Annotated in this window: 9 protein-coding genes; all 9 read left to right on the top strand. The window is 63.1% G+C overall.

What is annotated here, in order from left to right:
- The first annotated feature begins 316 nt into the window (after positions 1-316).
- The 9 genes from rimP (at position 317) to pnp (ending at position 12,646) form a co-directional block, all read left to right on the top strand.
- Positions 317-949 carry a ribosome maturation factor RimP gene (gene rimP, locus D5400_RS01625; RefSeq protein ID WP_126007030.1) on the top strand — a complete coding sequence of 211 codons (633 nt, stop codon included), beginning with the start codon at positions 317-319 and terminating at the stop codon, positions 947-949.
- Positions 950-1,121: 172 nt separating this feature from the next.
- Positions 1,122-2,729, top strand: coding sequence for a transcription termination factor NusA (nusA, locus tag D5400_RS01620; protein ID WP_126007028.1), 1,608 nt, complete (start codon positions 1,122-1,124; stop codon positions 2,727-2,729).
- Between the two features lie 59 nt (positions 2,730-2,788).
- Complete coding sequence (locus D5400_RS01615; RefSeq protein ID WP_126012577.1) at positions 2,789-3,430, top strand: RNA-binding protein; 642 nt, start codon at positions 2,789-2,791, stop codon at positions 3,428-3,430.
- Between the two features lie 102 nt (positions 3,431-3,532).
- Positions 3,533-6,277, top strand: a complete 2,745-nt coding sequence (gene infB, locus D5400_RS01610; RefSeq protein ID WP_126007025.1) for a translation initiation factor IF-2 — start codon at positions 3,533-3,535, stop codon at positions 6,275-6,277.
- Between the two features lie 130 nt (positions 6,278-6,407).
- Positions 6,408-6,866: a 30S ribosome-binding factor RbfA gene (gene rbfA, locus D5400_RS01605; protein ID WP_126007023.1), complete on the top strand. Its 459-nt coding sequence runs from the start codon at positions 6,408-6,410 to the stop codon at positions 6,864-6,866.
- Positions 6,866-7,804, top strand: coding sequence for a tRNA pseudouridine(55) synthase TruB (gene truB, locus D5400_RS01600; RefSeq protein ID WP_126007021.1), 939 nt, complete (start codon positions 6,866-6,868; stop codon positions 7,802-7,804). Before rbfA ends, truB begins: the two co-directional genes overlap by 1 nt.
- Before the next feature lie 233 nt (positions 7,805-8,037).
- The gene (locus D5400_RS01595) at positions 8,038-9,750 is read left to right on the top strand and encodes a sensor histidine kinase (RefSeq protein ID WP_126007019.1); all 1,713 of its coding nucleotides are present in this window, start codon (positions 8,038-8,040) and stop codon (positions 9,748-9,750) included.
- Between the two features lie 202 nt (positions 9,751-9,952).
- Complete coding sequence (gene rpsO / locus D5400_RS01590; RefSeq protein ID WP_126007017.1) at positions 9,953-10,222, top strand: 30S ribosomal protein S15; 270 nt, start codon at positions 9,953-9,955, stop codon at positions 10,220-10,222.
- A 300-nt stretch (positions 10,223-10,522) separates the two neighbouring features.
- Positions 10,523-12,646 carry a polyribonucleotide nucleotidyltransferase gene (pnp, locus tag D5400_RS01585; RefSeq protein ID WP_126007015.1) on the top strand — a complete coding sequence of 708 codons (2,124 nt, stop codon included), beginning with the start codon at positions 10,523-10,525 and terminating at the stop codon, positions 12,644-12,646.
- Positions 12,647-12,939 lie beyond the last annotated feature (293 nt).

Below are 12,939 nucleotides of genomic sequence, written 5' to 3'. Positions count from 1 at the left end.
TTCGCACCCTGGAGACTGTGGCCGTTCGCTAAGCATTGCCGGGGTCTATAGACGCTTGGTCCCGCTTTGCCTATTGCAGCGCTGCCACGGCTTGCGCCAACGACCGCGGCGAAGAGCGTGGCCAACATGGTCGGCTGGTCGGCCGTTGCCCGCGCGGAAAACTCTTGCGTCTCCGGGCGAAGAAGACTATCTAGTCGTCAAAATTCTTGGTCATACGAGCAAGAGTGGGTTCCTGCCGGGGCCCGCTCTTTTTTGTTTCCATCGGCAGCCGCCGACCCGACCAGTCTGCGGCGCGCCGCGCGAGCGACTGGCAGGCATGACTGAAACGCAAACACTATTCGATCCGAACGAAGACCGCCTGATCACCGAAACGGGCACCGATGCGCGCATCGCCGCGATCGTGGAGCCCGTGGTGCGTTCTCTCGACATGCGCCTGGTGCGCGTGCGGCTGTCGGGCCAGAACGGGCTGACGCTGCAGATCATGGCCGAGCGGCTCGATGGCACGATGACGGTCGAAGACTGCGAGGCGCTGTCGCGCGCCGTGTCGCCCGCGCTCGATGTCGATGATCCGATCGACAAGGCCTATCACCTGGAAGTGTCCTCGCCCGGCATCGACCGCCCGATGGTCCGCCGCGCCGATTTCGCCAACTGGCAGGGCCATGTCGTCAAGGTCGAAACCTCGGTGCTCGTCGACAATCGCAAGCGCTTCCGTGGTAAGATAGCATCGGTGAGCGAAGATGGCTTCCTCATGGAGCGCGACCAGGCGAGCTATGGCGACGAGCCGACGGTTCAAATCCCGTTCGTCGCGCTGGCCGATGCCAAGCTGATCCTGACCGACGAACTCATTCGCGAGGCGCTGCAGGCCGACAAGGCCGCCAAGGCGGCGCGAGCAGCCAACCAGAACAATCCGCCCGAGTCCGACGAGGACGACGGCGCAGACGACAACTAAAGCGTTTCCAGGTGAAGTGGATACCGGTTCACCGTCCGGAAACGCGACAAATCAAATAGCTAGAGCGGTTGAGCAATTCGAAGAAAAGCGAGACTGCTCTAGCGAAATCTGACGGCTTCAAGGCCGCAATGACGAGCGGCGCCTTCGGTGGCGCCCATTCAGGGAGATATCCATGGCAGTCAGTGCAAACAGGCTCGAACTCTTGCAGATCGCCGACGCGGTCGCCCGCGAGAAGCTGATCGATCGCGAGATCGTCATCGACGCGATGGCCGACGCCATCCAGAAGGCTGCCCGCTCGCGCTACGGCCAGGAGACCGATATCCTCGCCGACATCAACCCGAAGACGGGCGAGATCAAGCTTCAGCGCCGTCTGCTCGTCGTCGACAAGGTCGAGGACTATTCCACCCAGATCGCCCTTGAACTTGCGCGTGACCGCGACGAGAACATCCAGCTCGGCGATTTCGTGACCGATCCGCTGCCGCCCATGGATTTCGGCCGCATCGCCGCCCAGTCGGCAAAGCAGGTCATCGTCCAGAAGGTCCGCGAAGCCGAGCGCGACAAGCAGTATGACGAATACAAGGACCGCGTCGGCGAGATCGTCAACGGCACCGTCAAGCGCGTCGAATACGGCAACGTCATCGTCGATCTCGGCCGTGGCGAAGGCATCATCCGCCGTGACGAGACGATCCCGCGGGAAAACTTCCGCTATGGCGACCGCGTCCGCGCCTATGTCTACGACGTGCGCCGCGAGCAGCGCGGCCCGCAGATCTTCCTGTCGCGCACGCACCCGCAGTTCATGGTCAAGCTCTTCACCATGGAAGTGCCGGAAATCTACGACGGCGTCATCGAGATCCGCTCGGTTGCGCGTGATCCCGGTTCGCGTGCCAAGATCGCCGTCATCTCCAACGATAGCTCCATCGATCCAGTCGGCGCCTGCGTCGGCATGCGCGGCAGCCGCGTCCAGGCGGTCGTCGGCGAGCTTCAGGGCGAGAAGATCGACATCATCCCTTGGAGCCACGACCCGGCGTCCTTCATCGTCAACGCCCTCCAGCCGGCCGAAGTCGCCAAGGTCGTTCTCGACGAGGATGCCGAGCGCATCGAAGTGGTCGTGCCGGACGAGCAGCTTTCGCTCGCCATCGGCCGCCGCGGCCAGAATGTGCGCCTCGCCTCGCAGCTCACCGGCTGGGACATCGACATCCTGACGGAGGAAGAGGAAAGCCAGCGCCGCCAGAAGGAATTCGTCGAGCGCTCGAACCTCTTCATGGAAGCCCTCAATGTCGACGAGATGGTCGGCCAGGTGCTGGCATCGGAAGGCTTCAGCCAGGTCGAGGAAGTCGCCTATGTCGATCTCGACGAAATCGCGTCCATCGACGGTTTCGACGAAGAGACCGCGCAGGAACTGCAGACCCGCGCCCGCGAGCACCTCGATCGCCTGGAAGCCGAACTCGAAGCCAAGCGTGTCGAGCTCGGTGTTTCTGACGATCTGAAGCAGGTCGAAGGCCTGACGACGCAAATGCTGGTCGCGCTCGGCGAGAACGACATCAAGTCGCTCGACGACTTCGCCGGCTGTGCGGCCGACGACCTCGTCGGCTGGTCGGAGCGCAAGAACGGCGAGACCAAGCGGTTCGACGGCATCCTGAAGGATTTCGAAGTGTCCCGCGCTGACGCCGACGCGATGATCATCCAGGCGCGTCTGGCTGCCGGCTGGATCACCGAGGACGACATCGCGGTCGAAGAAGGTGCGGAAGAAGCCGTCGAAGAGGGTGCCGAGCAGGCCTGAGGCCGCGCGGCTCCTTGCAAGAGACTGGAAAGCGGATCGTGGCCGGAAAGGTTGAGCCAATGAGCGAGCGCATGTGCATCGTCACGCGCGCAAACGGCCCGACGGAAGGCCTGATCCGCTTCGTTGCGGCTCCGGACGGCACCGTCGTTCCCGATCTGAAGGAGCGACTTCCCGGCCGCGGCTGCTGGATCACGCCCGAGCGCGATGTCGTCGCGCTCGCCCTGAAGCGGCGCCTTTTCGCGAAGGCGCTCAAGGCCGAGGTGACGGTCGATCCGGACATGCCGGAAACGCTTGATCGCCTGTTGCGCGATCAGCTGCTCGGCATGATGGCCATGGCCCGCAAGGCCGGCCAGTTCGTCTCCGGCGCCACCAAGGTGGACAAGGCCGTGCGCTCCGGCGAGGCGCTCGCGGTCTTCCATGCCACCGATGCTGCGGAGGACGGCGTGCGCAAGATCGGCCAGGCGCGCCATTTCGCGGTCGAGGTCGGCCTGGAGCCGATCGAGGCATTTCACCTCCTCAGCGCCGACGAGATGGCGTTTCATTTGGGCGAAGGCGCGTTAATCCATGCCGCAGCGCTTGCGGGACAGGCCGGTGAGGGTGTAGTGAAGCGCGCAAAGTTGCTCCATCGCTACCGCCACGGCTTGGCTAAGCCGTCAGATGGGGCCCTCAACGGTGGGACCGAACATGGCGAACTGGAATAGATGTGTGGCGTCGGCATGAGCCCGCGCCGTCGAGAATAGATCGAAACAGCGCTGCGCCGCCAACCCTGTCGCGCATCTCTGTTTCCAAGGAACGGATACGGAATGAGCGACACTAAAGACGACAAGACCCTGAGCGTACCGAGCAAGTCGACCCTTACTCTGAAGCGTCCCGGCGGCAGCCAGGGCACTGTACGGCAGGAAATGGGACGCGGCCGGACGAAGGCCGTCGTCGTTGAGACGCGCAAGCGTCGCATTCACCGCCCAGAAGACGATGTGAAGCCGGCACCCGCACAGGCGGCGCCGGCTGCACCCGCTCCTGCCCCGGCAGCGCAGCCCCAGCAGCCGGCACAACCAGCAGCTTCGACGTCGGCAGCGCCTGCGCCTGCATCTGCGCCTGCCGCCGCGGCACCAGCGCCGGCAGCCGCCACGCCGCAGCAGCAGCCGCAGCGTCCGGCAGCCCCGCGTCCGGCACCGCAGCGCCCGGCTTCGGCCCCGCAGCGCTTCGAGACCCCGCGTCCGGCTCCACAGATGCGGCCGCGCCCTGGCTCCACCGGCAACCTTTCCGCCGGTGAGATGGATGCCCGCCGTCGTGCACTCGAGGAAGCGCGCATCCGCGACATCGAGGAGCGCAAGCAGGCCGAGATCGAAGCCCGTCGCCGCGCCGAGGAAGACAAGCGCCTCGCCATCGAGCGTGCCGAGCAGGCCCGCATTGAGGCGGAACAGGCCGCGTTGAACCGGGCTGAGACCGAAGCCAAGGTCCTCTCCGCCGAATCCGGCGAGCGCAAGCGTCCGGCTCCCGTCAAGGAGAAGGAAAAGGAAGAGGCTGCTCCCGTCGCCCGCATCGGCCGCAAGGTCGATGCCGACGATGACGATGGTCGCGCCGGCCCTCGCAAGGGTGCAGGTCCTGCCAAGGTGGAAGCACCGAAGCCGACCCGCGCCAAGACCGACGGCGAACGCCGCCGTGGCAAGCTGACCCTCACGGGCGCTCTGGACGAAGATGGTTCGACCCGCGGTCGTTCGCTCTCGGCCATGCGACGCCGCCAGGAGAAGTTCAAGCGCGCGCAGATGCAGGAGACCCGCGAGAAGATCCAGCGCGAGGTCATCCTGCCGGAAACCATCACCATCCAGGAACTCTCCCAGCGTATGGCGGAGCGTTCGGTCGACGTCATCAAGTACCTGATGAAGGAAGGCCAGATGATGAAGCCCGGCGACATCATCGATGCCGACCTGGCCGAGCTCATCGCCACCGAATTCGGCCACACGGTCAAGCGCGTGTCGGAGTCGGACGTTGAAGAGGGCATCTTCGACGTGCAGGATGTCGATGGCGATCTGTCGTCGCGCCCGCCGATCGTCACGATTATGGGTCACGTCGACCACGGCAAGACGTCGCTGCTCGACGCCATCCGCAACGCCAACGTCGTGTCTGGCGAGGCCGGTGGCATCACCCAGCATATCGGCGCCTACCAGGTCGAGAAGGATGGCAACAAGATCACCTTCATCGACACGCCCGGCCACGCCGCCTTCACGGCCATGCGTGCCCGTGGTGCGCAGGCAACCGACATCGCGATCCTTGTGGTCGCAGCCGACGATAGCGTGATGCCGCAGACGATCGAGTCGATCAGCCACGCCAAGGCGGCCAACGTGCCGATCATCGTGGCGATCAACAAGATCGACAAGCCGACGGCCGACCCCCAGAAGGTTCGCACGCAGCTCCTCCAGCACGAGGTGTTCGTGGAATCCATGGGCGGTGAAGTGCTCGACGTGGAAGTGTCGGCCAAAACCGGCGCCAATCTCGACAAGCTGCTCGAGGCGATCCTGCTTCAGTCCGAAATTCTCGACCTGAAGGCCAATACGAGCCGTACGGCAGAGGGCATGGTCGTCGAAGCCAAGCTCGATCGCGGTCGCGGGTCGGTTGCCACGGTCCTCGTCCAGAAGGGCACGCTGCATCCGGGCGAGATCATCGTCGCGGGCGACCAGTGGGGCCGCGTGCGTGCGCTGGTCAACGATCGCGGCGAAGTCGTGAAGGAAGCGGGTCCGTCCATGCCGGTCGAAATCCTCGGCCTGCAGGGCACGCCGATGGCCGGAGACCGGTTCGCCGTCGTCGAGAACGAGCAGCGCGCTCGCGAGATTTCCGAGTACCGCCAGCGTCTTGCCCGTGAAAAGGCAGTCGCGCGTCAGGCCGGTTCGCGTGGTTCGCTCGAACAGATGATGACCCAGCTCCAGGATACCGGGCTGAAGGAATTTCCGCTGGTCATCAAGGGCGACGTCCAAGGTTCGATCGAAGCCATTATCGGCACGCTCGACAAGCTCGGTACCAGCGAAGTCCGTGCCCGTATCGTGCATTCCGGCGCCGGCGGCATCACCGAAAGCGACATTTCGCTTGCGGAAGCCTCCAACGCCGCGATCATCGGCTTCAACGTCCGCGCCAACAAGCAGGCGCGCGATGCGGCCGAAGCCGCTGGCATCGAGATCCGCTACTACAACATCATCTACGATCTGGTGGATGACGTGAAATCGGCCATGTCGGGCCTCCTGTCTCCAGAGCGCCGCGAGACCTTCATCGGCAATGCCGAAATCCTCGAGGTGTTCAACATCACGAAGATCGGCAAGGTCGCTGGTTGCCGCGTCACGGAAGGCAAGGTCGAGCGTGGAGCCGGCGTGCGCCTCATCCGCGACAACGTCGTCATTCACGAAGGCACACTCAAGACCCTCAAGCGCTTCAAGGACGAAGTGTCCGAAGTGCCGGTCGGCCAGGAGTGCGGCATGGCGTTCCAGAACTACGAAGACATTCGTGCAGGCGACGTCATCGAGTGCTTCCGCGTCGAGCATGTAACGCGGACGCTCTAGTCGTCGTTCGATCGATCCGGATCAGGACGCGTCGGGACAATCAACCCGGCGCGTCTTCCCTTTCGCAGAGACCGTCTCCACGGTCGGCCGCGCGATCGATTTTCCCGTTTGAACGGAACAAGCATCAGTCATGGCACGTACAAATTCCTCCTCCGGTCCCACCCAGCGCATGCTGCGCGTCGGCGAGCAAGTCCGCGCCGCGATCACGCAGGTACTCCAGCGCGATGAAATCCGCGATCCGCTGATCGAATCGACCGTTATCGCGATCTCCGAAGTGCGCATGTCGAATGATCTGAAGATCGCGACCGCCTACGTCACGCCGCTTGGTCAGCAGGATCACGCGGCACTCGTTGCGGCGCTCAACCGCAATGCACGCGCCGTGCGCAAGCACATCACGCCGGCATTGCGCCAGATGAAATTCATGCCGGAAGTCCGCTTCCGCGACGACACGAGCTTCGACAACTATCAGAAAATCGATGAGCTTCTGCGCTCGCCGGAAGTCGCCCGCGATCTCAATCGCACGACCGACGATCATGGCGATGACACAGCCGCTGACACCGACGATGCCGACAAGGGGTCGTCGAACTGATGGGTGGTCGTCGCGGCAAGAACAAGGGTCGGCCCGTTTCCGGCTGGATCATCCTCGACAAGCCAGAGGATTTCGGCTCGACAGAGGCCGTTTCCAAGATCAAGTGGTTGTTCAAGGCCCAAAAGGCCGGCCACGCCGGAACGCTGGATCCCTTGGCATCCGGCCTCCTGCCGATCGCGCTTGGCGATGCGACCAAGACGGTCCCTTACGTCATGGATGGGCGCAAGATCTACGAATTCACCGTGCGGTGGGGTGCCGAGCGTGATACCGACGACATGGAAGGCGAGATTACGCAATCGAGCGATCTCCGCCCGGCACAATCCGACATTGAGGCCCTGCTGCCCCGCTATACCGGCGTGATCGAGCAGATCCCGCCGCAATATTCCGCGGTCAAGATCGACGGCAACCGTGCCTATGATCTCGCGCGGGGCGGCGAAACGGTCGAGATCGCGTCGCGGGAAGTGGAAATCCATCGCCTCGATCTGGTCGCTTGTCCTGAAGACGATCTTGCCGTCTTCGTCGTGGAATGCGGCAAGGGCACCTATGTGCGTTCGCTTGCCCGCGATTTCGGTCGCGATCTCGGCTGCTACGGGCATATCGCCAAGCTGCGCCGCATCGGCGTCGCGCCGTTCTCAGACGAAGACATGGTGCCTCTCGCCGACCTGACGGCGCTGGAAGAGATGGCGGATGATGCAGAGCGGCTGGCAGCGCTCGATGCGTTCCTGATCGACACCGGTGAAGCGCTCGCCAATCTGCCGCATGTCGCGATCACCGACGATCAGGCGCACCGGCTGCGCATGGGCAACCCGATTATTCTGCGCGGCCGCGATGCGCCACTCGATGAGGCCGATGTCTGGGTCACGGCGCGCGGTCGTCTTGTCGCAATCGGCGAAATCGGCCAAGGAGAGTTTCGTCCCCGCCGGGTTTTCGGCAACTGAAATCCATTTCACACGTTGCGCGCCTAGTTGGACAACTTGGCGCCCCTATCTACGCCAGGAGCGTTCTCGGCCGGTGGCCGAAGGAGAAACTATAAAGTGCCGGGACCGCCATTCCGGCAAGAACAATAACGAGAACGCGCTGCCGCATAGAAGGCTCGGGATCAGATGTTCGAAGTTGTTTCCCATCATCGGCTGAGCAGTCAGAAGCGCGCCTTGATACAGGTTGCGTGCTGATGAGTCAGGCAGTGGAAGACAACGCTCCTTCCAAGGCGGAGCAGGCGGATCCCAAAGCGACGGACCGGCTGCGTTCGCGCCCGATCTCGGACTATCTCTTCTTCCTGATCCTCATCTGCCTCGTGCCAGCCCTTCTCTTTTCGGGCTACCTTCTGGTGCGCACCAACACCGTGCAGCAGGAAGGCCTTCAGTCCATCTTCCAGTCCAACACGCGTTCGATCGTTCAGGTGGTGGAGCAGGAAGTCTCCGGCATGCTGACGACGCTACGGGTGCTGGCGACAGATCCGACGCTCCAGGCCGACAATCTCGAAGCATTTCACGACCGCGGCCGCCGCGCACTCATCGGCCGCGGGATGAACCTTGCCGTTGTCGGCAGCGATCTGCGGCAGGTCTTCAACACACGCACCGACTATGGGGTGCAGCTGCCCGCGGCTAGTGATCCCAGGACGTTGCGCCGCGCGCTGCAGGACCGAACCTCTGCGGTATCCGGCGTGCTCTTCAGCGAGACGTCGCTTTCATGGGTGTTCTTCGTTGCGCTGCCCGTCAACCGCGAGGGGCGCGAACCCATCCTTCTCGTTCTGTCGCGTGGCGCCGATTCCCTGGCCCGCGCGATCGAGGATGGCCGTCTTCCAGCCGCTTGGCAGGTCGCCATCGTCGACAGCACGCAGACCGTGCTGTCCTCGACCGATCCTTCACTTGCGGCCGGTGGATCCTTGCCCTTCACCTTCAAGGAAAACTTCCGCCAAGGGATCACCGAGGTGGACATGAACGGCCATTCCTTCCAGATCATCCGGGAAGGCTCGGCGCTCACCCAGTGGAGTGTGGTTGCCTGGACCCCAAAGGCGACGATCAGCGCACCCATCATGCGTTCGATCGCCCTTCTTCTGATCGGCGGATTGACGATCGGCGCTTTGGCGGGTTTCGTCGCCTGGCTCGTGGCTGGCCGTGTCACGCGCTCTGCAAGGCGGCTGTCTGAAAGCGCGCGGCTCCTGGGCGCCGGGCAGCCGGTGCCGCAGCCGCCCCATCCGATCAGTGAATTCGCCGTCGTGTCGACCGCGCTCAGCGAGGCAGCCTCTAATCGCAGCGAAGCCGAAAGCGAGATCCGCCTGCTGATGCGCGAGGTGGCGCACCGCTCCAAGAACCAGCTCACCGTCATCAACGCCATGGTTGGCCAGACCGCCAAGAACGCCGCAAGCGTCGACGAATTCGTCGACAGTTTCCGGCGCCGCATCACCGGCCTTGCCCGCTCCACCGACCTGCTGCTCGCCAACGCCGCCCGCGGCATCGATTTCCGCGCGCTGGTGGAAAGCCAGCTGGAGCCCTTCCTGCCGAGCGATCCGGAGCGCGTGCGGCTTCTCGGGCCGAAAGTCATGGTCGATGCGCAGGCCTCACAGACGCTTGGCATGGCGGTGCACGAGCTCGCCACAAACGCCTCGAAATACGGTGCGCTGGCGGACGAGGAGAGCCGGCTCGAAATCACCTGGTGGCGCCGCGAGGGCATGTTGTCGCTCACCTGGCGCGAATATGTGAAGGAACTTCACATCTCGCCCGATCAGGAGCGCAAGGGTTTCGGCTCCGTCGTGCTCGAGCGCATGATGGGCGGCACGCTCGATGCTCAGATCACGCGCAACCTGCATGAAAACGGCATCGAATGGCACTTCGCCATCCCGCTCGACCGCCTGCGTGCCGATGGCTCCGAGGAGCAAGCCTGAGCGGGTGAGCTCCCGCTGCTGCGCTTTCCCGCAAGGCGCCACGGCCATTTCGCCCTTTCCTTATGGGCGGTTTTAGCCTATACGCACGCCAGCGCGACGGGTGGTTCTGCCACCTTCGCGTTTTGTCATGGCCTCCGCTGGACGACATCCCGGCCGCAGGCGTCCCGAAGATCCTCAAACAATAGATAGAAAGGATTGTCCGATGTCGATCACTGCCGAACGTAAGGCTGAACTGCTCAAGCAATACGCGATCAAGGAAGGCGACACCGGTTCGCCGGAAGTCCAGGTCGCGATCCTGACCGAGCGGATCAACAACCTGACCGATCACTTCAAGGGCCACAAGAAGGACAACCACTCCCGTCGTGGTCTCCTCAAGATGGTTTCCAGCCGCCGTTCGCTCCTCGACTACGTCAAGTCGAAGGACGAAGAGCGCTACAAGACGCTGATCACCAGCCTCGGCATCCGCCGCTAGGCTTTGAGCTTGAAGCCGGCGGGGCTGTTCGTTGAACGGCCATCCGCCGGTTTGCACTTTCGGCAGGCGGCGCCTTTTGTAGCTCCGCCTGTCCGGTCTACCCCGCCCGGCAAGAGGTCGGTGCGGGTGATAAGCGACCTGTCATGGGGCAGGATTGCAGGATGCTTGCATCGGCTTCGCGCCGTTTTCCTTCCGGACACCAAGCCTCCCGTTGTCTTGCCCGTGGCGCGTCATAAACGCCAAGCCGGGTGCTGCGGTTCTCAGATGAGCCTCGCGCGCCCCGCCAATCAAGGACACTCCATGTTCGATCACCACAAAGTTGAACTCGAATGGGCCGGCCGCACGCTGACCCTCGAAACGGGCAAGGTCGCCCGCCAGGCTGATGGCGCCGTCATCGCCACCTATGGCGAGACCGTCGTGCTCGCCACCGTCGTTTCCGCCAAGGAGCCGAAGCCCGGCCAGGACTTCTTCCCGCTGACCGTCAACTACCAGGAAAAGACCTACGCCGCCGGCAAGATCCCGGGTGGCTACTTCAAGCGCGAAGGCCGTCCGTCCGAAAACGAGACGCTCACCTCGCGCCTCATCGACCGGCCGATCCGCCCGCTCTTTCCGGATGGCTACAAGAACGACACCCAGGTCATCGTCACCGTGATGCAGCACGACCTGGAGAACAATCCGGACGTCGTCGCGCTCGTCGCCACCTCCGCTGCGCTGACGCTTTCGGGCGTGCCCTTCATGGGCCCCGTCGGCGGCGCGCGCATCGGCTACATCAACGGTGAATACCGCCTGAACCCGACCGTCGACGAAATGCCGGAATCCAAGCTCGACCTGATTGTCGCCGGCACGGGTGACGCGGTTCTCATGGTGGAATCGGAAGCCCAGGAACTCGACGAAGAGACGATGCTCGGCGCCGTCATGTTCGGCCATCGCGGCTTCCAGCCGGTGATCGACGCGATCATCAAGCTCGCCGAAGTGGCTGCCAAGGAGCCGCGCGATTTCACCGCCGAAGATCATTCGGCGCTCGAAAGCGAAATGCTCGCCTTCGCCGAAGCCGAACTCCGCGACGCCTACAAGAACACCGACAAGGCCGCACGCTACGCCGCGGTCGATGCCGTCAAGGCCAAGGTCAAGGCGCATTTCGCGCCGGCCGAAGGCGAAGAAGCCCGCTACACCGCCGAGCAGATCGGCTCGGTCTTCAAGTCGCTCCAGGCAAAGATCGTGCGCTGGAACATCCTCGACACCAAGTCGCGCATCGACGGCCGTGATCTCGCCACCGTCCGCCCGATCGTGTCGGAAGTCTCCATGCTGCCGCGCACACACGGCTCCGCACTCTTCACCCGCGGCGAGACCCAGGCGATCGTCGTCGCCACGCTCGGCACCGGCGAAGACGAGCAGTACGTCGATTCACTCACGGGCATGTACAAGGAGCGCTTCCTGCTCCACTACAACTTCCCGCCCTTCTCCGTCGGTGAAACGGGCCGCATCGGCTCGCCCGGCCGCCGCGAAATCGGCCACGGCAAGCTCGCATGGCGCGCGATCCGTCCGATGCTGCCGGCGCCCGAGCAGTTCCCCTACACGCTGCGCGTCGTCTCCGAGATCACCGAATCCAACGGCTCGTCCTCCATGGCGACCGTGTGCGGCACCTCGCTCGCACTCATGGATGCAGGCGTGCCGATCCAGCGCCCCGTCGCCGGCATCGCCATGGGCCTGATCAAGGAAGACGAGCGCTTCGCCGTGCTTTCCGACATCCTGGGCGATGAAGACCACCTCGGCGACATGGACTTCAAGGTCGCAGGTACCGAGAACGGCATCACCTCGCTGCAGATGGACATCAAGATCGAAGGCATCACCGAGGAGATCATGAAGATCGCGCTCGGCCAGGCCAAGGACGGTCGCATCCACATCCTCGGCGAGATGGCCAAGGCCCTCACGACGAGCCGCGAAGAGCTGGGCGAGTTCGCCCCGCGCATCGAAGTGATGCAGATCCCCGTCGACAAGATCCGTGACGTCATCGGTTCGGGCGGCAAGATCATCCGCGAGATCGTCGAAAAGACCGGCGCCAAGATCAACATCGAGGATGACGGCACGATCAAGATCGCATCGGCCTCCGGCAAGGAGATCGAAGCCGCCAAGAAGTGGATCCACTCCATCGTCGACGAGCCGGAAATCGGCCACGTCTACGAAGGCACGGTCGTGAAGATCGCCGATTTCGGCGCCTTCGTGAACTTCTTCGGCCCGCGCGACGGCCTCGTCCATATCTCCCAGCTCGCCGAAGAACGCGTCGCCAAGACATCCGACGTCGTCAAGGAAGGCCAGAAGGTCTACGTCAAGCTCATGGGCTTCGACGAACGCGGCAAGGTCCGCCTCTCCATGAAGGTCGTCGACCAGGAGACCGGCAAGGAACGCGAAAAGCAGGAAGACTGATCGAGCCGATCAGGTTTGGTGAAATGCAAGCGGCCGCATCGAAAGATGCGGCCGTTTTTGTTGTTTGGTGGAGCGTAAGTGTCCGTCGTCTTCCCATAAACATTTAGGGGTATTCGACAGAATACTCGGTCATTTTGCGTTTTATCCAATTTAAATGTTTTGAATAAAGTTTCAGTTCTTGAATCGATCTCTAGTTGATTGGATTCTATATGAGCGAATCATCATGATAAGGTTGTGTTCATGGCCAATGCGACGCCGAAGCTCATTTATGTCGCGGAAATGCTCGTAGAATT

Source organism: Georhizobium profundi, assembly GCF_003952725.1.
Taxonomy (GTDB): domain Bacteria; phylum Pseudomonadota; class Alphaproteobacteria; order Rhizobiales; family Rhizobiaceae; genus Georhizobium; species Georhizobium profundi.
This window is presented reverse-complemented; position numbering and strand designations above follow the sequence as displayed.

Bases quoted from the DNA above. Each gene is read 5' to 3' on its own strand.
- D5400_RS01595 (WP_126007019.1), top strand. From the start codon at position 8,038: ATGAGTCAGGCAGTGGAAGACAACGCTCCTTCCAAGGCGGAGCAGGCG.
- rbfA (WP_126007023.1), top strand. From the start codon at position 6,408: ATGGCACGTACAAATTCCTCCTCCGGTCCCACCCAGCGCATGCTGCGC.
- truB (WP_126007021.1), top strand. From the start codon at position 6,866: ATGGGTGGTCGTCGCGGCAAGAACAAGGGTCGGCCCGTTTCCGGCTGG.
- infB (WP_126007025.1), top strand. From the start codon at position 3,533: ATGAGCGACACTAAAGACGACAAGACCCTGAGCGTACCGAGCAAGTCG.
- rimP (WP_126007030.1), top strand. From the start codon at position 317: ATGACTGAAACGCAAACACTATTCGATCCGAACGAAGACCGCCTGATC.
- pnp (WP_126007015.1), top strand. From the start codon at position 10,523: ATGTTCGATCACCACAAAGTTGAACTCGAATGGGCCGGCCGCACGCTG.
- rpsO (WP_126007017.1), top strand. From the start codon at position 9,953: ATGTCGATCACTGCCGAACGTAAGGCTGAACTGCTCAAGCAATACGCG.
- D5400_RS01615 (WP_126012577.1), top strand. From the start codon at position 2,789: ATGAGCGAGCGCATGTGCATCGTCACGCGCGCAAACGGCCCGACGGAA.
- nusA (WP_126007028.1), top strand. From the start codon at position 1,122: ATGGCAGTCAGTGCAAACAGGCTCGAACTCTTGCAGATCGCCGACGCG.